General features: G+C 65.0%; 21 protein-coding genes. 9 read left to right on the top strand and 12 right to left on the bottom strand.

Annotated elements, in window-relative coordinates:
- Window positions 1–128 precede the first annotated feature (128 nt).
- Together E1956_RS08365 and E1956_RS08370 are read left to right on the top strand one after the other, a co-directional pair.
- Window positions 129–932, top strand: a complete 804-nt coding sequence (locus E1956_RS08365) for a 3-hydroxybutyrate dehydrogenase (RefSeq protein WP_134748180.1) — start codon at window positions 129–131, stop codon at window positions 930–932.
- Between the two features lie 15 nt (window positions 933–947).
- Complete coding sequence (locus tag E1956_RS08370; protein WP_134748181.1) at window positions 948–2,243, top strand: DUF3734 domain-containing protein; 1,296 nt, start codon at window positions 948–950, stop codon at window positions 2,241–2,243.
- Between the two features lie 171 nt (window positions 2,244–2,414).
- On the opposite strand, the gene E1956_RS08375 is transcribed toward E1956_RS08370, so the two are convergent.
- The gene (locus E1956_RS08375) at window positions 2,415–3,614 is read right to left on the bottom strand and encodes an amino acid aminotransferase (RefSeq protein ID WP_134748182.1); all 1,200 of its coding nucleotides are present in this window, start codon (window positions 3,612–3,614) and stop codon (window positions 2,415–2,417) included.
- 373 nt (window positions 3,615–3,987) lie between these two features.
- On the opposite strand from E1956_RS08375, the gene uvrB reads away from it, so the two are divergent.
- From uvrB to E1956_RS08405, 6 genes are all read left to right on the top strand, one after another.
- The gene (gene uvrB / locus E1956_RS08380) at window positions 3,988–6,069 is read left to right on the top strand and encodes an excinuclease ABC subunit UvrB (RefSeq protein WP_134748183.1); all 2,082 of its coding nucleotides are present in this window, start codon (window positions 3,988–3,990) and stop codon (window positions 6,067–6,069) included.
- A gap of 363 nt (window positions 6,070–6,432) precedes the next feature.
- Window positions 6,433–6,981, top strand: a complete 549-nt coding sequence (locus tag E1956_RS08385; protein ID WP_134748184.1) for an iron transporter — start codon at window positions 6,433–6,435, stop codon at window positions 6,979–6,981.
- A gap of 43 nt (window positions 6,982–7,024) precedes the next feature.
- Window positions 7,025–7,378, top strand: a complete 354-nt coding sequence (locus E1956_RS08390; protein WP_028222206.1) for a cupredoxin domain-containing protein — start codon at window positions 7,025–7,027, stop codon at window positions 7,376–7,378.
- 114 nt (window positions 7,379–7,492) lie between these two features.
- A complete protein-coding gene (locus E1956_RS08395; RefSeq protein ID WP_134748185.1) occupies window positions 7,493–8,338 on the top strand; it encodes an FTR1 family iron permease in 846 nt (281 codons plus the stop codon).
- Entirely contained in the window at window positions 8,335–9,774 is a 1,440-nt protein-coding gene (locus tag E1956_RS08400; RefSeq protein WP_134748186.1) for a 4Fe-4S binding protein, read from the top strand. The genes E1956_RS08395 and E1956_RS08400 overlap by 4 nt, the downstream gene beginning before the upstream one ends.
- A 173-nt stretch (window positions 9,775–9,947) precedes the next feature.
- On the top strand, window positions 9,948–10,355 hold the full coding sequence (locus E1956_RS08405) for a GlcG/HbpS family heme-binding protein (RefSeq protein ID WP_028222209.1): 408 nt from the start codon (window positions 9,948–9,950) through the stop codon (window positions 10,353–10,355).
- 299 nt (window positions 10,356–10,654) lie between these two features.
- Here E1956_RS08405 and hemP read toward each other — a convergent pair whose 3' ends face one another.
- The 4 genes from hemP to E1956_RS08425 all read right to left on the bottom strand — a co-directional run bounded on the left by hemP (window position 10,655) and on the right by E1956_RS08425 (window position 13,157).
- Window positions 10,655–10,936, bottom strand: coding sequence for a hemin uptake protein HemP (gene hemP, locus E1956_RS08410; protein ID WP_134748187.1), 282 nt, complete (start codon window positions 10,934–10,936; stop codon window positions 10,655–10,657).
- Between the two features lie 168 nt (window positions 10,937–11,104).
- Window positions 11,105–11,590, bottom strand: a complete 486-nt coding sequence (locus E1956_RS08415; protein WP_134748188.1) for an SRPBCC family protein — start codon at window positions 11,588–11,590, stop codon at window positions 11,105–11,107.
- 38 nt (window positions 11,591–11,628) lie between these two features.
- The gene (locus E1956_RS08420; protein ID WP_134748189.1) at window positions 11,629–12,027 is read right to left on the bottom strand and encodes an OsmC family protein; all 399 of its coding nucleotides are present in this window, start codon (window positions 12,025–12,027) and stop codon (window positions 11,629–11,631) included.
- A gap of 248 nt (window positions 12,028–12,275) precedes the next feature.
- The gene (locus E1956_RS08425) at window positions 12,276–13,157 is read right to left on the bottom strand and encodes a pirin family protein (protein ID WP_134748190.1); all 882 of its coding nucleotides are present in this window, start codon (window positions 13,155–13,157) and stop codon (window positions 12,276–12,278) included.
- A gap of 121 nt (window positions 13,158–13,278) precedes the next feature.
- Here E1956_RS08425 and E1956_RS08430 point away from each other — a divergent pair, with 121 nt between their 5' ends.
- Window positions 13,279–14,319 (top strand): LysR family transcriptional regulator, encoded by a 1,041-nt coding sequence (locus E1956_RS08430; protein ID WP_134748191.1) that lies wholly within the window; start codon window positions 13,279–13,281, stop codon window positions 14,317–14,319.
- Between the two features lie 442 nt (window positions 14,320–14,761).
- On the opposite strand, the gene E1956_RS08435 is transcribed toward E1956_RS08430, so the two are convergent.
- The 7 genes from E1956_RS08435 to E1956_RS08465 form a co-directional block, all read right to left on the bottom strand.
- A complete protein-coding gene (locus E1956_RS08435; RefSeq protein WP_134748192.1) occupies window positions 14,762–15,181 on the bottom strand; it encodes an ExbD/TolR family protein in 420 nt (139 codons plus the stop codon).
- Window positions 15,182–15,199: 18 nt separating this feature from the next.
- On the bottom strand, window positions 15,200–15,925 hold the full coding sequence (locus tag E1956_RS08440; protein WP_134748193.1) for a MotA/TolQ/ExbB proton channel family protein: 726 nt from the start codon (window positions 15,923–15,925) through the stop codon (window positions 15,200–15,202).
- Between the two features lie 99 nt (window positions 15,926–16,024).
- Window positions 16,025–16,771, bottom strand: a complete 747-nt coding sequence (locus E1956_RS08445; RefSeq protein WP_134748194.1) for an energy transducer TonB — start codon at window positions 16,769–16,771, stop codon at window positions 16,025–16,027.
- Window positions 16,772–17,047: 276 nt separating this feature from the next.
- Window positions 17,048–17,299 (bottom strand): (2Fe-2S)-binding protein, encoded by a 252-nt coding sequence (locus E1956_RS08450; protein WP_028222217.1) that lies wholly within the window; start codon window positions 17,297–17,299, stop codon window positions 17,048–17,050.
- Window positions 17,300–17,591: 292 nt separating this feature from the next.
- Window positions 17,592–18,464, bottom strand: a complete 873-nt coding sequence (gene murI / locus E1956_RS08455; protein WP_232071059.1) for a glutamate racemase — start codon at window positions 18,462–18,464, stop codon at window positions 17,592–17,594.
- Between the two features lie 134 nt (window positions 18,465–18,598).
- A complete protein-coding gene (gene bfr / locus E1956_RS08460) occupies window positions 18,599–19,078 on the bottom strand; it encodes a bacterioferritin (RefSeq protein WP_134748195.1) in 480 nt (159 codons plus the stop codon).
- A 295-nt stretch (window positions 19,079–19,373) separates the two neighbouring features.
- Window positions 19,374–20,897, bottom strand: coding sequence for a fumarate hydratase (locus E1956_RS08465; protein ID WP_129562364.1), 1,524 nt, complete (start codon window positions 20,895–20,897; stop codon window positions 19,374–19,376).
- Window positions 20,898–20,943: the final 46 nt, after the last annotated feature.

A 20,943-nucleotide genomic window follows, 5' to 3' on the forward strand; every position in this document is an offset into this window, starting at 1 on the left:
CACAATAGCGCGGTTGGCCGCGGCGCAACATCCGGCCGAATGGCGTAGGCGAAGTCCTAAGCCATTTGACAGGTTTGACGGCGCCTGCGCGTCGAGGTCTCATTCCGTCTACTACCTGGAGGTGCTCGATGTCGTCTCTCACTCTGAATACGAAGCTCGATGGCAAGGTCGCAGTCGTTACCGGCGCGGCCAGCGGCATCGGCAAGCAGATCGCGCTCACGCTCGCGCAGGCGGGCGCGGCAGTCGCCATCGCCGACCTCAACCAGAGCGGCGCCGACGCCGTGGCCGAGGAGATCAAGGGCGCGGGCGGCAGGGCCATCGGCGTGGCCATGGACGTCACCAGCGAAGAGGCCGTGAATCAGGGCATCGACCGCGTGGCGGCCGAGCTCGGCCCGGTCGACATCCTCATCTCGAACGCCGGCATCCAGATCGTCAATCCGATCGAAAACTACGCGTTCTCCGACTGGAAGAAGATGCAGGCCATTCACGTGGACGGCGCTTTCCTCACCACCAAGGCGGTCCTCAAGCACATGTACAAGGACGATCGCGGCGGCGTCGTGATCTACATGGGCTCGGTGCACTCGCACGAGGCTTCGCCGCTGAAGTCGGCGTATGTCGCGGCCAAGCATGCGCTGCTCGGTCTCGCGCGCGTGCTCGCGAAGGAAGGCGGCAAGCACAACGTGCGCTCGCACGTGGTCTGCCCGGGCTTCGTGCGCACGCCGCTGGTGGAAAAGCAGATTCCCGAGCAGGCTAAGGAGTTGGGCATCTCGGAAGAGGAAGTGGTCAAGAAGGTGATGCTGGGCGGCACCGTCGACGGCATTTTCACGACGGTCGAAGACGTGGCGCAGACGGTGCTGTTCCTCTCCGCCTTCCCGAGCGCGGCCTTTACCGGCCAGTCGTTCGTGGTCAGCCACGGCTGGTTCATGCAATAACGCGGAGGGCCGGCCATGGCGCAACGCAAGAAGGGGCGGGTGGAGTCGAGCGCAGTCGGCGAAGAGGCCGGCGCGCGCACCGGAGCCGGGTTGCCGTCCGGCGGGGTGCAACCCGACAAGCAGCCGTTTGTCTCGAACTGCGCAAGCGAGTCCGCGCAGTGGGAGACCGTCGCGCTCACGCTGCAGGGCGGCGGCGCGCTGGGCGCCTACCAGGCGGGCGTCTACGAAGGCCTCTTCGAGGCCGGCATCGCGCCCAACTGGATCGCGGGCATCTCAATCGGCGCGCTCAATACGGCGCTGATCGCGGGCAATGCGCCCGAGCATCGCGTGGCGCGCCTGCGCGAGTTCTGGGAGACGATCTGCCAGCCAGCTTATTCGCCGCCGTTGCCGGCCTTCATCGAGCACGCGCTGTTCAACTCGGGCGAGGCCATCCGCAAAACCTTCACGGCAATACAGGCGGCGAGCGCGGTGGTCGAAGGGCAGCGGGGTTTCTTCGTGCCGCGCGTCCCGCCGCCGTTGCCGCAGGGCTCCGGTCACCCGGAAAGGGCGAGCTACTACGACACGAAGCCGCTCAAGGCCACGCTCGAGCGCTTGTGCGACTTCGATCGCATCAATTCGGGCGAGATCCGCGTGTCGCTAGGCGCCGTGAACGTGGCGAACGGCAACTTCGCGTACTTCGACAACACCACCACGAAGCTGCGGCCCGAGCATTTCATCGCGTCGGGCGCGTTGCCGCCCGGTTTCGCGGCGGTGGAGATCGATGGCGAGTACTACTGGGACGGCGGTTTGATGTCGAATACGCCGCTCTACGAGGTGATCCAGACCTCGCCGCGGCGCGACACGCTCGCGTTCCAGGTGGATCTCTGGAGCGCGCGCGGGCCGGTGCCCGACAACATCGCCGACGTCCAGGGCCGCGTGAAGGACATCCAGTATTCGAGCCGCACGCGTCTCGTCACCGACGTGCTGCAGCGCTCGCAGCGTTACCGGCACGTGTTGCGCGAGGTGCTGGACCGCGTGGCGCCCGAGCATCGCGAAGACAAGTGGGTCAAGCTGGCGGACGAGCTTTCATGCTCGAAGAAGTACAACGTGATCCATCTGATCTACCGTCAGAAGGAGTACGAGGGCCAGTTCAAGGACTACCAGTTCGGCATCTCGACGATGCGCGAGCACTGGGCGAGCGGTCTGCAGGACATTCGCGCATCGCTCGCGCAGCCGGGCTGGCTCGACAAGCCCGATAACGACTCCGGCTTCGTCACGCACGATATCCATCGCGACAGCCGCGGCCACGACAACGGCGAGCGCGGCGAGTAGGGGTGGGGGCTGCACGGCGCGCGCCGCAACCGGTGCGCGGCTAAAGCGCCGTGCCTGAAAACAAAAAGCGTCCGTTCTTTCGAACGGACGCTTTTTTTCGCGCTGTTTTCCGTTGCAGGAACGCGCGCCGTCTTGAGGCAGCGCGCTCCGCTAACGAAGAACGAAGGCGAATTACTTCAGCACTTGCGCCACGGCAGTGGCCACGGCGTCGAGGTTGCGCGTGTTCAGCGCGGCCACGCAGATGCGGCCCGTGCTCACGGCATAGATGCCGAACTCTTCGCGCAGGCGATCGACTTGCGCCGCGGTCAGGCCCGAGTACGAGAACATGCCGCGCTGCACGTTGATGAAGTTGAAGTCGCGGTCCACGCCGGCTGCCGTGAGGCGCTCGACGAGGCCCGTGCGCATCGCGCGGATGCGGTTGCGCATTTCGCCGAGCTCGGCTTCCCACATCGCGCGCAGTTCGGCCGAGCCGAGCACCGCTGCGACCACCGAGCCGCCGTGCGTCGGCGGGTTCGAGTAGTTCGTGCGGATCACGCGCTTGAGTTGCGAGAGCACGCGCGCCGACTCTTCCTTGCTGTTGGTGATGATCGACAGCGCGCCCACGCGCTCGCCGTACAGCGAGAACGACTTCGAGAACGACGACGAAACGAACACGTTGAGTTCCGAAGCAGCGAACAGACGCACGACTTCGCCGTCTTCGGCGATGCCGTCGCCGAAGCCCTGGTAGGCGATGTCGAGGAACGGCACGAGGTTGCGCGCCTTCACGGCCTCGATCACCTGCTTCCACTGGTCGATCGTGAGGTCCACGCCGGTCGGGTTGTGGCAGCACGCGTGCAGGACGACGACGGTGCCCGCGGCGTAGCTGTTGAGCGCGCTCAGCATGCCTTCGAAGTTCACGCCGTTGGTCTGCGCGTCGTAGTACGGGTAGGCGATCACTTCGAAGCCTGCGCTTTCGAAGAGGGCGCGGTGGTTTTCCCAGCTCGGGTCGCTGATCGCGACCTTGGCAGCCGGGTCCACGCGCTTGAGGAAGTCGGCGCCGATCTTCAGCGCGCCCGTGCCGCCCAGCGCCTGCGCCGTGACGACGCGGCCCGCTGCGATCAGCGGCGAGTCGTCGCCGAGCAGCAGCTTCTGCACGGCGGCGTCATAGGCGGCGAGGCCTTCGATGGGCAGATAGCCGCGCGGCAGACCGGCTTCCACGCGGGCCTTTTCCGCCTCGCGCACTGCGCGCAGCAGCGGAATCTTGCCTTCTTCGTTGGTGTACACGCCCACGCCGAGGTTCACCTTCGTCGCGCGCGCATCGGCGTTATAGGCTTCGTTCAGACCCAGGATCGGGTCGCGGGGGGCGAGTTCGACAGCGGAAAAGAGGGACATGATGGTTCGGCAATAGTGAAGGAAGAAGCTCGTTGGGCCGCGTGCTGCGGTGTTTCTGGTTGCTTCTGGTGCGCGCCGTTCCTGGTCGGAAGGCGCCGGGCAGCCGGCCACGCAACTCGCTATTGTAACGAATCCTCAGGCCAGTTTTTCGCCGACTGCGACACCAGCGGGGCCATTTTTACGGCACGAACGGACGATTCCGGGGGGAAGGCCATACGGCGTGCGTCGTTCGCGCGGCGCGTGGGCCCTTGCAGCGGCGGCCGTCACGCCCCATCTACGGCAAAAGCCCACTGCGGCTCGCCCAGGCTTGCCCGGTCTCGCCAATCGGCAAGACGCTAGAATAGTTGTTTGCTCCGCGCACAGGATGTCACCCATGTCCGACCACACCGTCGCCGACGCGCCCGCGCTCGACGAGTCGAAGTTCGTCCAGTACGACGGCTCGCCATTCCAGCTCTACCAGCCGTACCTGCCGGCCGGCGACCAGCCGACCGCCATCGAAACGCTCATCGAGGGCGTGGAGGACGGTCTCTCGTTTCAGACCCTGCTGGGCGTGACGGGCTCGGGCAAGACCTACACGATGGCCAACACCATCGCGCGGCTGGGCCGCCCGGCCATCGTATTCGCGCCGAACAAGACGCTCGCCGCGCAGCTTTACGCGGAATTCCGCGAGTTCTTTCCGCGCAATGCGGTCGAGTACTTCGTCTCGTACTACGACTACTACCAGCCGGAAGCGTACGTGCCGCAGCGCGATCTCTTCATCGAGAAGGATTCGTCGATCAACGAGCACATCGAGCAGATGCGGCTGTCGGCCACCAAGAGCCTGATGGAGCGCCGCGACGTGGTGATCGTCGCGACCGTCTCGGCGATCTACGGTATCGGCAATCCGTCCGAGTACCACCAGATGATCCTGACGCTGCGGCAGGGCGACCGCATCGGGCAGCGCGACGTCATCGCGCGCCTGATCGCGATGCAGTACACGCGCAACGAGCAGGATTTCCAGCGCGGCACCTTCCGCGTGCGCGGTGACACCATCGACATCTTCCCGGCCGAGCACGCCGAAATGGCCGTGCGCCTCGAGCTCTTCGATGACGAAATCGAGACGCTGCAGCTGTTCGATCCGCTCACGGGCCGCGTGCGCCAGAAGATTCCGCGCTTCACGGTCTATCCGTCGTCGCACTATGTGACGCCGCGCGAGACCGTGCTGCGCGCCGTCGAGACGATCAAGTCCGAATTGCGCGAGCGCCTCGAGTTCTTCCACACCGAGGGCAAGCTCGTCGAAGCGCAGCGCCTCGAGCAGCGCACGCGCTTCGACCTGGAAATGCTCCAGGAACTGGGCTTCTGCAAGGGCATCGAGAACTACTCGCGGCACTTCTCGGGCGCGCTGCCCGGCGAGCCGCCGCCCACGCTCGTCGATTACCTGCCCACCGACGCCATGATGTTCCTCGACGAATCGCACGTGCTGATCGGCCAGCTCAACGGCATGTACAACGGCGACCGCGCGCGCAAGGAAAACCTCGTCGACTACGGCTTCCGTCTGCCTTCCGCGCTCGATAACCGGCCGCTCAAGTTCAACGAGTTCGAGCGCAAGATGCGCCAGGTAGTGTTCGTCTCGGCTACGCCCGCCGACTACGAGAAAAAGGTCACGGGCCAGATCGCCGAGCAGGTGGTGCGCCCCACGGGCCTGGTCGACCCGGTGATCGAGGTCCGTCCGGCCGCCACCCAGGTCGACGACGTGCTCGGCGAGATCAACGAGCGCGTGGCCGTGGGCGAGCGCGTGCTGGTGACCACGCTCACCAAGCGCATGGCCGAGCAGCTCACCGAGTTCCTCGCCGATCACGGCGTGAAGGTGCGCTATCTGCATAGCGACATCGATACGGTCGAGCGCGTGGAGATCATCCGCGACCTGCGTCTTGGCACCTTCGACGTGCTCGTGGGCATCAACCTGCTGCGCGAGGGCCTCGACATTCCCGAGGTGTCGCTCGTGGCGATCCTCGACGCCGACAAGGAGGGTTTCCTGCGCGCCGAGCGCTCGCTGATTCAGACGATCGGCCGCGCGGCGCGCAACGTGAACGGCAAGGCGATTCTCTACGGCGACCGCATCACCGACTCGATGCGCCGCGCGATTGACGAAACCGAGCGCCGCCGGGCCAAGCAAATGGCGTTCAACGAGGAGCACGGCATCGTGCCGCGCGGCGTGGTCAAGCGCATCAAGGACATCATCGACGGCGTCTACAACGTGGACGATGCGCGCGCCGTGTTGCGCGAGGAGCAGGAGCGCGCGAAGTTCGAGGACATGAATGAAAAGCAGATCGCGAAGGAGATCAAGAAGCTCGAGAAGCAGATGATGGACTACGCGAAGAACCTCGAATTCGAGAAGGCCGCGCAGACGCGCGACCAGCTCGCGGTGCTGCGCCGGCGCGTGTTCGGGGCCAACGTGGACGACCATCCGGCCTGAGGGCGGGCGCGCGGCTCGTGTACGGTGCGGGCGCGGCGAATGTGAAAGGGCGTGCGGTTGGGGTTCAACCGCACGCCCTTTTTTGTTGGCGCATCTCGCCGCACGCAGGACGCAGACGCTCATTTGATCAGCTTTCGTTTCAGCGTCCACTGAATAAAAATTCGAGGCTCTGCGTAAGCAAACGTCAGGAAGGGCGAGGTAACACCCTCTCTGGCGTGGGGTTTTCCTTACACTCCAGTTTGTTCCCCTACAGCATCGGTGTTAAACTCCGCCATTATTGAGAATTGTTCGCATTAGCGTTATCGCGCTCATATGCCGGACCGTTCGACTGTCTTACCCCTCATAAGAACATCAGGAGTTTCGATGCGGATCCAGTCTCTCATGCGCGGCGCTATCGCCGTGGCAGCCGCGAGCGCGGCGTTCGCGGCCCAGGCCGCCGAATACCCGATCGGCAAGCAGCAAATCCAGGGCGGCATGGAAATCGGCGCGGTCTATCTGCAGCCGATCACGATGGAGCCGGAAGGCATGATGCGCAAGGCGTCGGATTCCGATATCCACCTGGAGTCGGACATCCACGCGGTCAAGAACAACCCGACGGGCTTCGCCGAAGGCGACTGGATGCCGTATCTGCAGGTCCGCTACGAGCTGACCAAGCCGGGTTCGAGCTACGTGCAAAAGGGCGACCTGATGCCGATGGTGGCCAACGACGGCCCGCACTACGGCGACAACGTCAAGCTGGCCGGCCCGGGCAAGTACCACCTGAAGCTGATCGTCGATGCGCCGATGCAGACGGGCCATATGGCGTTCGGCCGTCACGTCGACAAGGAAACGGGCGTGGGTCCGTGGTTCAAGCCCATCACGCTCGAATACGACTTCCCGTTCGCGGGCATCGGCAAGAAGGGCGGCTACTGAACGTAGCGGCTAATCGCAGGACACGAGGGAGCAGGTAAGACCGATGACTGGAATCCGGAAGTTTGCGGCGCTCGCGCTCAGCGCGTCTTTTGCAGCGTCGCTCGCGGGCGTGGCCAACGTGGCGCGCGCCGACGATCTGCCGACGTTCAAGCTGGAAATGGCCGACGGCAAGCTCAATCCCGCGCGCATCGAGGTGCCGGCGGGCAAGCGCATCAAGATCGAGGTGCGCAACACGGGCAAGGGCGCGGCCGAGTTTGAGAGCGTCCAGTTGCGCAAGGAGAAGGTGCTGGCGCCGGGCGCGGACTCGTTCGTCGTGATCGCGCCGCTGGATCCGGGCGAGTACAAGTTCTTCGACGATTTCCATCAGCAGGCGCAGGGCGTGATTGTTGCCAAATGAGCGTTGCCAACGGAGTGTCGGCAGATGAGCGTTGCCGCACAGGCATGACGCGCGGCGCTCGTGGCGAAGCAGGGAACGTGGCCGGCGCGTGAGCCGGCGGCAGGAGGTGTGTCTATGGGTCAGGTTTTGTTCATCGTCTGGCGGGAGAGCGTCGAGGCGCTGCTCGTCGTCGGCATTCTGTATGCGTGGCTGAAGAACGGCGACGCCGATGCAAGGCGCGGTCTGCCGTATCTGTGGGCCGGCGTGGGTGCCGGCGTGCTGGCGGCCGTCGCGCTGGGCGCGGCGCTCGTGGGCTTCACGGAAGTGCTCTCCGGCGACGCGCAGGACTACTTCCAGACCGCCATGGTGCTGGTCGCGTGCGTGCTGATCGTGCAGATGGTGCTGTGGATGAAGCAGCACGGGCGCACGCTCAAGCGCGAGATGGAGCAGTCGCTCGAGCAGACCACGCGCGACGCGAACTGGTGGGGCATCACGGTGCTCGTGGCGCTCGCCATCGCGCGCGAGGGCAGCGAGACGGTGATTTTCCTGTACGGCCTCGGTTTCGGCCAGTCGGGTCACGTGGACGCGAGCCAGTACCTGGCCGTGCTGCTGGGCCTCGGCCTAGCGTTCCTCACGTTCTACCTGCTGCAGCTGGGCGGCAAGGTGTTCTCGTGGCGCCAGTTCTTCCGCGTCACCGAGATCATGCTGCTGTTCCTCGGCGCGGGCCTGTTCCAGACCGGCGTCGACAAGCTCATCGACAAGGAAGTCCTGCCGACCCTCGTCGACCAGGTGTGGAACTCGTCGGCACTCCTCGACGATTCGAGCACCTTTGGCTCGCTCGTCGCGACGCTCACGGGCTACCGCGCCCATCCGGCGCTCATGAACCTGATCGCCTATGCGGCGTACTGGCTCGTGGTGTGGTGGCTCGCGCGCCGCGTGAGCGGCCGCGCCGCCGCCGTGACCAAAAGGAAGGCAGCATGAGTTGCGCTTCGGGCCAGGCACGGGCCCCACGCGCGCAGCGGCAGGGCTGGCTCGCCCAGGCGGGCCAATGGATGCAGCGGCACGGCGCGGCCATTCGCGCCGTGCAGTGGGTCGTCGTGGCGGTCTATGCGTTCCTGATCCTCGTGCCCGCGGTCATGCCGCTGCCCGACGACACGGCGCATCTGTGGAACAACCTCACGCTCGCGGCGCAGTTCGTGTTCTGGGGCATCTGGTGGCCGTTCGTGCTCCTTTCGATGGTGCTGCTCGGACGCGTGTGGTGCGGCGTGCTCTGCCCCGAAGGCGCGCTCAGCGAATTCGCGAGCAAGTTCGGGCGCGGCTGGGCCATCCCGCGCTGGATGCGCTGGGGCGGCTGGCCGTTCGTGGCGTTCGGCCTCACCACCATCTACGGACAGATGGTGAGCGTTTATCAGTACCCGAAGGCGGTGTTGCTGGTGCTGGGCGGCTCGACGCTCGGCGCGATGGTGATCGGCTTTCTGTACGGGCGCGAAAAGCGCGTCTGGTGCAAGTATCTGTGCCCCGTGAACGGGGTTTTTTCGCTTCTGGCGCGTCTCGCGCCGTTCCACTTCAAAGTCGACGAAGACGCGTGGCGCAACTCGTACACGCACGGCGAGCACGGCGGCCAACGCGTGATTCCCGTGAACTGCGCGCCGCTCGTGCCGCTGCGCAACATGAAGGGTGCGGCGTCTTGCCACATGTGCGGGCGCTGCAGTGGCCATCGCGACGCGATCACGCTCACGTGGCGCTCGCCTTCGGAAGAAGTGGTCGAGCTCGGCGACAAGCAGGCGAGCGGCTGGGACACCGCGCTCATTCTCTACGGACTGCTCGGCATCGCGATCGGCGCGTTCCACTGGACCGGCTCGCCGTGGTTCATCGACCTCAAGCAGTCGATCGCGGGCTGGCTCATCGACCAGGACATCACCTGGCCGCTCGAGACCAATGCGCCGTGGTTCCTGCTCACGCACTATCCGGCCCAAAACGACGTGTTTTCCTGGCTCGACGGCACCATGATCGTCGGCTACATCGTCGCGACGGGGCTCGTCTACGGCACCTCGCTGTTCGCGCTGCTCGCGCTTTCGAGCGCGCTGCTGGGGCGCATCGGACGCTTCGAGATGCGCCGGCTCCATCACTTCGCCCAGTCGCTGATTCCGCTCGCGGGCGCGGGCGTGTTCCTCGGCCTCTCGGCCACGACGCTCTCGCTGCTGCGCGCCGAGCACGTGCCGCTCGACTGGGCCGCGGACGTGCGCATCGCCATCCTCGTGATCACCAACGTCTGGAGCGCGTGGCTCGCGTGGCGTGTCACGGGCCGCTACAGCACGCGCTTCTTGCAGCGCGCGCTCGCGCTGGCGGGCTTTTGCGCGGCGCTCGCCGTGGTCGACAGCGCCTGGTGGCTCATGTTCTGGGGCTGGGCGCATTGAGCGTGCGGTGTTTGAAGCACATGCTGGAAACCGCGCGCAGCGGCCTCTGATTTGTCAATACCGAATGGCGGGTATACGCAAAGGGGGAGCGCAAAGGCCCGAGCGTGAGTGTTAATCTGAAATAACCGGGTCGGCAGGAGCGCCACCCGGTTTTTGACTTTTCGGAGAGACGTATGCGAACGCGAGCAGTACTGACCGACGAAGACGTGACGAAAGTGGCCGATGCGGCCATCGCGCACGCCCGTGCGAACGAATGGAATGTGACGATCGCGATCGTCGACGACGGCGGGCATCTACTGTATCTGCGCCGCCTCGACGGCGCGCCGGCCATCAGCAGTGAGGTGGCGCCGGGCAAGGCCCGTACGGCCGCGCTGGGACGCCGCGAAAGCCGCGTCTACGAAGAGGTGATCCGCCAGGGCCGCACGGCGTTCCTGAGCGTGCCGCTCACGGCCATGCTCGAAGGTGGCGTGCCGATCGTCGTGAACGGCGATGTCGTTGGCGCGGTGGGTGTCTCGGGCGTGAAGTCCGATCAGGACGCGGCCATTGCCCAGGCGGGCATCAAGGCGCTCAACCTCGACTAGGCGTTGGCGCTCACGGCACGCATCGGCGCGAACCGGCGCGCCGTGACGCGTGCGGTGGCAGGCAGCAAAAGCAAAAAGCCGCAGACGGTGCCGCGGCTTTTTGCTGTTTGCTTCGTCCGTCGGGCGCTACGCCTGGCGCGACGATGTTCAACGTGAGAACAAAAAAGTGGCCTGGCTGGCTGTGACGGCTGCTTGAAGGAATGTGTGCACGAAGGGGTCTAGACTCGCGTGCAAACCGTCGTTGCTGGCTACTGCCCAACGCCTCTTTGGGAGGCGGTCCCCACAATACCCGGTACGACCTACTTGGTCAGAATCAGCTTGCCGAGCCGCGTCGCACGCAGCTGGTAAGTCTCCCCGTTGTGGACGATGCTCACGTGGCTGCGGCCTTGCAGCAGCGCCGTGCTGTCGAGCGTGCGTTCGCTGGCTGCTTGCGCGCCGCTCGCTGTGCCACCCGTGGTGCCGGCCGGGCTGACGCCCTTGCGCGTGACGGCGGGCGCGACGGGTTTCGACGGATGCGAGCCGGTCAACGCGGAGCCGGTGTGGCGCAAGCTGAGTGTCGGTGAGCGGTTGAAATCGGTCATGAGCGTGACGGGGTTGGATCTCGATTCGATGGGTTGATATTAAATGATAATCGTTCCCATTTGCAATTACTCGAAATTCATCGAAATCGAATAGCGATAGCCTGACCCAAAAGCGACGACGCCCGGCATCGAGCCGGGCGCACGAGAGGAGAAGCCGCTCGAAGCGGCTTAGTGCAACGGCGCTTCGGGCTCGCCCGGACCTTGCACGTACTGGCGGATGAGCCGCACGGTGTCGATATCCGACTCGCGATACGCCGACTTCACGATCTCCGAAGTCTGACGGTCGTCTTCGGTATCGGCGGTTGGCAGCGTGGTGCGGTACTCGAAGCGCAGGAACAGCTGAAGCTCGTCGGGCTGCTCGATTGTCATCGTGAGCGAGCCGCCCACGTACTCGGCGGTCGCCATGATGTCGTAGCGCACGTTCTCGTTCGGCGTGAGCGTGACGCGGTCGCGCACCGTGGCGTGGCCGTAGTGCAGCTCGCGCTCGAGCGTGTTGCCCTCGCGCGAGAGGATCGTGCAGTCGTCGAGACCGATTACGAAAAGCTGCGGCTGCTCCGCCCGCAGCACGAGGCCTTCCCAAAGCTGCTCGCGCGTCATGGGCAGGACGAGCGGGTTCAGCGGGTCGTTGATCTGGATGAGATGTTCGAAATTCAAGGCGGCGCCTTCCTGTGTCTGTTTCCGTCCGCCGCCGCTCACGCGGCGACGAGCCCCGAGCGGATCGTGATCGCGTTCGTCAAGACCTTATGGACCGGGCAGGCGTTGGCGATCTGCAGCAGGCGTTCGCGCTGCTCGTCCGAGAGCGCGCCTTCGAGCACGATCTGGCGATCGATCGTCGTGCCTGCATTGCCGGTTTCCATCGAAAGCTTCACGCGCACGCCATCGAGCGGCCACTCCTTGCGCTGGGCATACATCTTCAGCGTGATCGACGTACAGGCGCCAAGGCTCGAGAGCAGCAGCGAATAGGGCGCGGGGCCAGTGTCGCCGCCTCCAAGGCTGGCCGGTTCGTCGGCCAACCAGGTGTGGGTGCCGTCGTCGAACTGGACCTGGTAGTTGGTCGAGCCAATATGTGCGGTGACTGCGGTTGCGGCCATGCGCTCCTCGCGGGCGGAACGGTTGAAAGGGAACACGCCGCGGCCGGTCGGGCCGGCCGGTTGGGCTGGCCCATTGGGCTGGCCCATCGGGCCGCGGCATGCAAAGCCTTATTGTGACGGAAAGCGGGTAAAGCTGTGGAGCTGTGGACGGTGCGCGCCAGGCCCACGCAGCTAGCCTGTGCGTCGGTGCGGCGAAGGCGCGCCACCGGCGCCACGCGCTTCAGTGCGCGCGGCGCATTCAAGCGAACTCAGTGCGTGATGCGCCCCATGCGCCCGGCCTGATAGTCGAGCACGGCCTCGCGAATCTCCTGCTCGGTGTTCATCACGAACGGGCCGTAGCGCACGACCGGCTCGTTCAGCGGCACGCCGCCGATCAGCAGGACTTCGACGGGCTCAGTCGCGTCGGCGGGCGCGGAAATCGTGACGGTGTCGCCATCGCCCGCGAACGCCACCATCTGCTGCGCAGCGATGGCCTCGTCATTCGCGCCATATTGCGCCGTGCCGGCAAGGCCGTAGGCGAACACATTCCAGTTGGCGGGCACCGTCTGCTCCACGCGTGCGCCGGGTGCCAGCGTGAAATGCAGGTAGAGGATGGGCGTGCGCGTCTCGATGGCCGCCTTCACGCCGAGCGACTCGCCCGCGATCACCTTGACCGTGGCCTTGCCGTCGGCCGAGCGCCCCTGCGGGATGCGCGTGTGCGAGATCTCCTGATAGCGCGGCGCGATCATCTTGTCGCGCGCGGGCAGGTTCACCCACAGTTGCAGGCCGTGCACGCGGCCGCCCGTGCGCGCGAATTCGGGGTCGGGCATCTCGCTGTGGACCACGCCGGCGCCGGCCGTCATCCACTGCACGTCGCCGGGGCCGAGCGTGCCGGAGTGGCCTGCCGAGTCCTTGTGGCCGAAGCGGCCCTCGAGCGCATAGGTGACCGTCTCGAAGCCGCGGTGCGGATGGTCGGGCGCGCCCATGGCCGCGCCGGGCGCGTAATCGACGGGCCCCATCTCGTCGAGCAGCAGGAACGGGTCGAAATCCATCAGCTGGCGTGTGGGGAAGGGGCGGTGGACGATGAATCCACCGCCTTCGGTGGTGCGAACCGCGGGAAAAACGTGGGCGATCGAACGGACGGCCGACATGGATATCACCTCAAAAAATGGGAATTACACGATCTGCGAAACAAAACGCTATTATAGGTAGCCGATTTGGCCTGTTTGACCGCCTGATCGCAATGGATTGTCCCATCGCTGGAACGACGACATGAAAATCGATTCGCACAACCTGAACGACCTGATGTACTTCTCGCAGGTGGTGGAGCACGGAGGATTCTCGGCGGCCGAACGCGTGCTCGGCATTTCGAAGTCGCGGCTCTCGCGGCGGGTGAGCGAGCTGGAGGCGTCGCTGGGCGTGCGCCTGTTGCAGCGCTCCACGCGCAAGCTCGCGCTCACCGAGGCCGGCGAGCTCTTCTACCAGCATTGCCGCGCGATGCTCTCGGAGGCCCAGGCCGCGGTGAATGTCGTTCAGTCCTTGCGTTCGTCGCCGCGAGGCACGGTGCGCGTGAGCGTGCCGGTCACGCTTTCGCAGACCATCTTTGCGCAGATCATTCCCGAATTCATGCATCGCTTCCCCGAGGTGCGGGTGGTGGTGCGCGTGACGAACCGCGTGATCGACCTGTTCGAGGATTCGGTCGATATCGCCTTGCGCGTGCGCTCGGAGCCGCCGGAGAACGCCAACATCGTGGTGCGGCCGCTGTGGCGCACCGAGCAGATGCTGGTGGGCGCGCCGAGCCTGCTCGCGCAGAATGCGCCACCGCTCACGCCCGAAGATCTCGAGCGCTTCGAGACGCTCGACACCCCCACGAGCGACGGGCGTCACGTGTTCCATCTGATCGCGCCGGACGGCCAGCATCACGCGCACGAGCACGAGCCGCGCCTGATCACCGCCGACCTCACGATGATTCGCGAGGCCGCGCTGCAGGGCCTCGGCATCGCCGCGCTGCCGGAGATGATGTATGGCGCCGCGCTGCGCTCGGGCAAGCTCTCGCCGGTGATGCCGGGCTGGACGCTGCCGGTGCCGCAGCTCTACGCGGTGTTCCTCTCGCGCCAGGGCATGGTTCCGGCGGTGCGCGCGTTCGTCGACTACCTGGTCGAGGTGCTCGATGCGGACAAGAGCTTGCAGCAGGAATGCCCGCTCAGGAGCGATGTCGTGGCGCTGATGGGCGAGGGCGGCGGGAAAGCTGCGCCAGGTGCCGAGAGCGGCTTGCCGCAAACGCAGAGCGTGCGCAACATCGAAACGGCTTGAAGCGCGCGCGACGCATCACAGGTAAAAGCTTTGCGAACGTGTACGGGCGTGCGCTTGTATGAAACTTGAGCCCATGCACATCGCGCGCAACACGCCATTTGCATTTAGGCATTTAAGCGTCGTCGGCAATCGTTACTTTCAATGGCCGAAGTATTGAACGTGTGCAGCGAGAGGAATATATTGAAGTCCTTCTCGCCAAGCACCGGTCTTGAGCGGGAATTGATGGCCGCTATCATAGTGGGCCTTCAGGGCTGAAAGCGCGGTCCGTGTAGAACACGGCGAGTCGCATGTGCCGACGTGAACCGAGCGATTGTCGGGGAGTGTCGCCACCGCCCGAATGCGCTGCGTGCGCTCGAAAAAAGGCCCTCATCTGACGATGAGGGCCTTTTACTTGGTACTTCGAAAAGCGTCGGACCGCTAACGCACGCTCAGTGACGTGCGCTCAATGACGGGCCGGATCGGTGACGAAGCCGAGCTTCGTGAGGCCGCCGCTCTGCGCCGCGGACATCACCTGTGCAACCTTCTCGTAGGCGACCTTGCGGTCCGCGTTCAGATGCAACTCGGGCTGCGGTTGCTGCTGCGCCGCTGCGGCAATCTTCGTCTTGAGCGCGTCGTCGTTGACGGCCGTGCCGTCCCACAGCACCGTGCCGTCCGCTTCGATCGCGATGTTGATCTGCGCGGGCTTGGTGTCTTCCTTCTGGCTGCTCGCATGCGGCAGATCGACCTTCACGGCGTGACGGATCACGGGAATCGTCACCATGAAGACGATCAGGAGAACCAACATGACGTCGACGAGCGGCGTCATGTTGATCTCGTTCATGAGGCCATCGTCGTCGTCGCTGGCAAAGGGGCTCATCGCCATGTTGCTTGCCTCCGCTCGTTAATGGTTGCGTGCGGCGACGCGCAGATTGCCGTTCTTCGCCGTCGACGAGATATGCGCGCCCGTCACGAAGAACGCATGCAGACCGTGCGCAAAGCGGTTGAGCTTTGTGACGACCGCCTTGTTGCCGCGCGTGAGCGCGTTGTAGCCGAGCACCGCCGGAATCGCGACGAAGAGGCCGAACGCCGTCATGATCAGCGCCTCGCCCACCGGACCCGCAACGGCGTCGATCGAGGTCTGGCCCGTCGCGCCAATGGTAAGCAGTGCGTGATAGATGCCCCACACCGTGCCGAACAGACCGACGAACGGCGCTGTGCTGCCGATCGAGGCGAGGATCGCGAGGCCTGACTGCATCTTCGCGACGGAGTCGTCCATGGTGTCTTTCAGGCAGCGCGTGACCCAGTCCGACACGTCCATGCGGTCGTGCAGATGCGGCTGCGTCTGGTGATGATGGTCGGCGGCTTCCTGGCCCGAGAGGGCGAGGGCGAGGAACGGGTTGTCCTCACGCGTGCCGCTGCCGAGCTTCTTCACGCCGTCGGCGAAGTCGTCCGAATGCCAGAACGCGGTCTCGGCGTTCTTCGTGAGACGCTTCAGGCGCGCGACGTTCCAGCCCTTCGCGACGATCACGCACCACGACAGCACCGACATGATCAACAGCGCGAGCGCGATGCCGCGCGTCACGAAATCCCCTTGCGCCCAGACGTGGGCAATACCGTAGTTCTGCATGGTTTTTCCTTTATTTCAATTCGTCTTAACTGTGCAATTCTCTGGTCAGTTCTCAGGCTGCCGCATCGCGTGCGCGCGGCAGCCGCAAGCCGGCAAGACTCAATCCTGCAGGCCGAAATCGAACGGCTGGGTGTAGGCCGCGCGCACGGGCTGGCCGTCTTCCATGTACGGCTTGCACGCGCTGCTGCGCATGGCGGCGAGTGCGGCGTCATCGAGGCGGCTGAAACCGCTGCTCTTCTTGAGCTCGATGTTTTCGAGCTTGCCGGTGAGCCCCACCACGAAGTGCACGTAGGCGACGCCGGTCTCGCCGCGGCGCCTCGAGAGCATCGGGTAGTCGGGCTGAACGATGTTGCAGTCGAGATGCGAGACGTTCTTCGGCGCGCTGAGCGCCATCGTCGGCTTGCCCTGCGCGGGAGCGGCGGCTTGCGCCGGCGCCGCAGTGGGCGGCGTGGGTGCGGGCGGCGCCGGTTCGGCGGGCGCGGGTGCCTCGGCCACCTGCTGCGAGGGCGCTTCGGCCACCGGCAGCGGTGTGGGCGTTGGCTTCGGTTTGGGCTGAACCTTGGGTTTTTCGCGGCTCACGTGCGGCACCGGCTTGGGCGGCGGCGTGGGTATCGACTGGATTGCCGCCGGCGCGGCCACCGGCTCCGGCTGGAGCAGCTCGGCCGTGATCGTGCGGGATTCGAGCGCAACGGGCGTCGCGACGTTGCGTTGAGTCAGGACGACGGCAATGAGCGTGACGTGCAGCGCGATGACGATCGCGACCGCGGTCACGGCGCGGCGATGCGTGCCTGACGTAAGAAAAGCGGGAAGCACTGGCGCGTTGGCGGTGATTTGGGAAGCCTGCATGTTAGCGTGGCCGTCCGAAAGACGACGGCGCGCTGGCAGGGCAACGCGTCGCGACGGGCGGCTTTATTTGCGAAAGATCAACAGCGAGATGCACACGGTGGTCACGAATCCGATCAGCAATTCCATCCCGGCAAACTCCTCTTGAGAAGGAAACGGGGGACTAGCTGGCTGGTCGTGAAACTGGCTTGCTGTCGGCAGTAAAGCGCCCGGGCGTAAAAGCGTGCGAGCGGTGCAGCTAAGGCGCGCGCCGCAATGGGCGAGGCGCGCCTTGGGTTCTCAGGCGGCCTTGCGCTCGTAGAACGTGAGGGGCACGGCCTGCGGCACGGCGACCGGGTGCGCATGGTGCACGCCGCAGCGGGTTGCGCAGGCGCCGCTTTGCGCCATCACTTCGCGAACGGATTCCTCGCACTTGCCGCAGCAGGTCGCGACGCCGAGTTCGAACTGCAGCTCGTCGAAAGAGTCCATGCCCTCCGCGATGGAGGCACGGATCGTCCGGTCGGAGACGGACTTGCAAACGCAGACAATCATGATGGACCGCAATAGATAGGGTTAATGCGAATTATTATCATTATGTTTGTCGACTTTGGCAAGCGTGCCGATGGATTTTTTGTAACAAAACCGGACCCTTAGCAGGGATTTTGCTGTGGATCAAAGCGGGCGGGGGATCCCGTGTGGTGGGGATAAAGCAGGGCCGGAAGGCAGAGTCCCGGCGGGCGCGGGAAGGGGGCGTTTGGGGCGGGATGCTGGGCGGCGAGCGGGAAACGGGGGCCGAATGAGGCCCGGGTCGCCGCTGGCGGAGCGGCCGTTGTGCGCTAGCGACTCAGGCGGCGTCGGCTTCGAGTTCTCGTGTGCGTCGCGAGGGAATGCTCACGCATTCGACTTGCGCGTCGATGCCAAGCAGCGCCGCCGCGAGCGTGCGCAAGTGGGCGCCGTCGCTCGTCGAGCAGAAGCGCGCCGACGCGCCCTCGGCCATGCGGCCGTCGCCAGGGCTGGCCGGTTGGGCGCGCAGGCCATGCTGATCGAGCACGCGTTCGAGCTGGCGCGCGATCGCCACGCTCGTATCCACGAGCGTCATGCGCTCGCCCACGATCGAGCGGATGGCCGTATCGAGAAAGGGGTAGTGCGTGCAGCCGAGCACGAGGGTGTCCGCGCCGGCGTCGAGCATCGGCTCCACATAGCCGCGCAGCAGCTCGACGAGCGCCGGCGAGCTTACGTCGCAGCGCTCGACCGCCTCCACGAGGCCGTGGCCCGGCTGGCACAGCACGCGCAAGTCCGCGGCGTGACGCTCGACCAGCGCCTGAAAGCGCGCGCTGCGCAGCGTCACCTGGGTGGCGAGCACGCCGGCCACGCGCGACTTCGAGATCAATGCGGCGGGCTTGATGCCGGGCTCCACGCCCACGAGCGGGATGGAGAGCCGCTCGCGCACGAGCGCGATGGACTGCGCGGTGGCGGTGTTGCAGGCCACGACCAGCGCCTTGGCGCCCTGCGCGACGAGCCATTCGCCGATGGCGAGCGTGCGGTCGGCGATGAAGTCGTCATCGCGCTGGCCGTAGGGCGCATAACGCGAGTCCGCCACATAGACGATCTGCTCGGCGGGCAAATGCGCGCGCACGGCGCGTAGCACCGAGAGGCCGCCGAGCCCCGAATCGAAGATGCCGATGGGCGCGGCGCAGGAGGAGGCCGTTGCGTTCAAGTGAGTCTGAATAGGGGGTGATAGCGGCGAGGGCCGCAAGCGCGGTCAAGCGCACCGCGAGCGCACGCGTTTTCAGGGGACGCACCCGCATTCGCTGCGGCGGCCGGTGCGTCCTGGCGCGTGCGCCGGCGCGATCAGGATTCTACCGAACCCATCGCCGATTGCTGGTAGTTCTGGATGCCGACCTTGTCGATGAGGTCGATCTGGGTTTCGAGCCAGTCGATGTGCTCTTCAGTGTCGTCGAGGATCTTCACGAAAATCTCGCGCGAGATGAAGTCGCGCACGGACTCGCAATAGACGATGGCTTCCTTGCAGGTGGACTGCGAAATCTGCTCGAGCTTCAGATCGCATTCGAGGACTTCCTTGGTTTCTTCGCCGATCAGCAGCTTGTGCAGGTCTTGCAGATTGGGCAGGCCGTCGAGCATGAAGATGCGCTCGATAAGCCAGTCGGCGTGCTTCATTTCGCCAATCGACTCGTCGTACTCGTGCTTGCCGAGCTTCTCGAGGCCCCAGTGCTTGTACATGCGGGCATGCAGGAAATACTGATTGATGGCGGTCAGTTCGTTCTTGAGCTGTGCGTTCAGGTATTCGATGACTTTTTTATCGCCTTGCATGATTTTTTTTCCTTCCCTGATGGGACAGTAGTTCGAAGACTGGTTTCAAACAATAAACGCTCGATCAGCAAAAGCCAAGACCGAATCTGCATTGAAATCCGGTTTGAATCAGGCATTTGTGCCGTCCTGCGAATTAATCTCAGTCCGTTTCGCGTTACTCAAGCATTACTCGAGCGCTATTCAAGCGCTACCCGAGCATTACTCAAGGGCTATTCAAAAAAAACCGGGGCGCTGGGCCCCGGTCTTTACATTGGCTGGATCGACAACTCGCCGATCAACAGGCATCCGTTGCGCATCAGGCCGTCGCGACCGGAATCTTGCCGATCTTCGCCTGCCATTCGGCGGGGCCGGTCTTGTGGACCGAGGTGCCCGACGAATCCACCGCGACCGTCACCGGCATGTCCTGCACGTCGAACTCGTAGATGGCTTCCATGCCGAGGTCTTCGAACGCGAGGACCTTCGAGCCGCGGATCGCCTTCGAGACGAGGTAGGCCGCGCCGCCCACTGCCATCAGGTAAGCCGCCTTGTGCTTCTTAATTGCCTCGATGGCGACCGGGCCGCGCTCGGCCTTGCCGACCATCGAGATGAGGCCGGTTTGCGAGAGCATCAGCTCCGTGAATTTGTCCATGCGCGTGGCCGTGGTGGGGCCTGCCGGGCCGACCACTTCGTCGCGCACCGGATCGACCGGGCCAACGTAGTAGATCACGCGGTTCTTGAAGTCCACGGGCAGCTTTTCGCCCTTGGCGAGCATGTCGGCGATGCGCTTGTGCGCGGCGTCGCGGCCCGTGAGCATCTTGCCCGAGAGCAGCAGCGTCTGGCCCGGCTTCCACGAAGCGACTTCTTCCGGCGTGAGCGTGTTCAGGTCGACGCGCTTGCTGGTTTCCGTGTTCGGCTCCCAGTTGACCTTCGGCCATGCGTCGAGCGAGGGCGCTTCGAGCTTCGCCGGGCCCGAGCCGTCGAGCACGAAGTGCGCGTGGCGCGTGGCCGCGCAGTTCGGGATCATCGCGACGGGCTTCGAAGCCGCGTGCGTGGCCGTGGCCATGATCTTCACGTCGAGCACCGTGGCGAGACCGCCCAGACCCTGTGCGCCGATGCCGAGCGCGTTGACCTTCTCGTGCAGTTCGACGCGCAGCTCTTCGACCCAGTCTTTCGGACCGCGCTTGATGATGTCCTGGATGTCGATGGACTCCATCAGCGATTCCTTCGCCATCAGCATCGCCTTCTCAGCGGTGCCGCCGATGCCGATGCCGAGCATGCCCGGCGGGCACCAGCCCGCGCCCATCGTCGGCACCGTCTTGAGCACCCAGTCGACGATCGAGTCGGACGGGTTGAGCATCACGAACTTCGACTTGTTCTCGGAGCCGCCGCCCTTGGCCGCCACCTGAACGTCCACCTTGTCGCCCGGCACGATCTCGTAGTGGATCACGGCCGGCGTGTTGTCCTTCGTGTTCTTGCGGCCGCCTTCGGGCGGGTTCACGATCGAGGCGCGCAGCACGTTGTCCGGGTTCAGATACCCGCGGCGCACGCCTTCGTTGATCATGTCAGTGACGCCCATCGTGGCGCCGTCCCAGCGCACGTCCATGCCGACCTTCACGAAGATCGTGACGATGCCGGTGTCCTGGCAGATCGGGCGCTTGCCTTCCGCGCACATGCGGCTGTTCGTGAGGATCTGCGCGATCGCGTCCTTCGCGGCCGGGCTCTCTTCGAGCTCGTACGCGCGGCCGAGCGCCTCGATGTAGTCCTGCGGATGGTAGTAGCTGATGTATTGCAGCGAATCCGCAATGCTCTGGATCAGGTCTTCCTGTTTGATGACGGTCATGGCTAGCTTCTGTGGGGACAGGGGTGTTTTAAATCGTGTGGGCGGC

The sequence above is a fragment of the Paraburkholderia pallida genome (assembly GCF_004524855.1).
GTDB lineage: Bacteria > Pseudomonadota > Gammaproteobacteria > Burkholderiales > Burkholderiaceae > Paraburkholderia > Paraburkholderia oxyphila.

Excerpts from the sequence above, each read along its gene's own strand:
- E1956_RS08375 (WP_134748182.1), bottom strand. The coding sequence starts at position 3,614 with ATGTCCCTCTTTTCCGCTGTCGAACTCGCCCCCCGCGACCCGATCCTG.
- hemP (WP_134748187.1), bottom strand. The coding sequence starts at position 10,936 with ATGACCGATTTCAACCGCTCACCGACACTCAGCTTGCGCCACACCGGC.
- bfr (WP_134748195.1), bottom strand. The coding sequence starts at position 19,078 with ATGCAAGGCGATAAAAAAGTCATCGAATACCTGAACGCACAGCTCAAG.
- E1956_RS08465 (WP_129562364.1), bottom strand. The coding sequence starts at position 20,897 with ATGACCGTCATCAAACAGGAAGACCTGATCCAGAGCATTGCGGATTCG.
- E1956_RS08420 (WP_134748189.1), bottom strand. The coding sequence starts at position 12,027 with ATGGCCGCAACCGCAGTCACCGCACATATTGGCTCGACCAACTACCAG.
- E1956_RS08400 (WP_134748186.1), top strand. The coding sequence starts at position 8,335 with ATGAGTTGCGCTTCGGGCCAGGCACGGGCCCCACGCGCGCAGCGGCAG.
- uvrB (WP_134748183.1), top strand. The coding sequence starts at position 3,988 with ATGTCCGACCACACCGTCGCCGACGCGCCCGCGCTCGACGAGTCGAAG.
- E1956_RS08365 (WP_134748180.1), top strand. The coding sequence starts at position 129 with ATGTCGTCTCTCACTCTGAATACGAAGCTCGATGGCAAGGTCGCAGTC.
- E1956_RS08450 (WP_028222217.1), bottom strand. The coding sequence starts at position 17,299 with ATGATTGTCTGCGTTTGCAAGTCCGTCTCCGACCGGACGATCCGTGCC.
- E1956_RS08405 (WP_028222209.1), top strand. The coding sequence starts at position 9,948 with ATGCGAACGCGAGCAGTACTGACCGACGAAGACGTGACGAAAGTGGCC.
- E1956_RS08435 (WP_134748192.1), bottom strand. The coding sequence starts at position 15,181 with ATGGCGATGAGCCCCTTTGCCAGCGACGACGACGATGGCCTCATGAAC.
- E1956_RS08370 (WP_134748181.1), top strand. The coding sequence starts at position 948 with ATGGCGCAACGCAAGAAGGGGCGGGTGGAGTCGAGCGCAGTCGGCGAA.
- E1956_RS08440 (WP_134748193.1), bottom strand. The coding sequence starts at position 15,925 with ATGCAGAACTACGGTATTGCCCACGTCTGGGCGCAAGGGGATTTCGTG.
- E1956_RS08395 (WP_134748185.1), top strand. The coding sequence starts at position 7,493 with ATGGGTCAGGTTTTGTTCATCGTCTGGCGGGAGAGCGTCGAGGCGCTG.
- E1956_RS08430 (WP_134748191.1), top strand. The coding sequence starts at position 13,279 with ATGAAAATCGATTCGCACAACCTGAACGACCTGATGTACTTCTCGCAG.
- E1956_RS08385 (WP_134748184.1), top strand. The coding sequence starts at position 6,433 with ATGCGGATCCAGTCTCTCATGCGCGGCGCTATCGCCGTGGCAGCCGCG.
- E1956_RS08425 (WP_134748190.1), bottom strand. The coding sequence starts at position 13,157 with ATGTCGGCCGTCCGTTCGATCGCCCACGTTTTTCCCGCGGTTCGCACC.
- E1956_RS08445 (WP_134748194.1), bottom strand. The coding sequence starts at position 16,771 with ATGCAGGCTTCCCAAATCACCGCCAACGCGCCAGTGCTTCCCGCTTTT.
- E1956_RS08390 (WP_028222206.1), top strand. The coding sequence starts at position 7,025 with ATGACTGGAATCCGGAAGTTTGCGGCGCTCGCGCTCAGCGCGTCTTTT.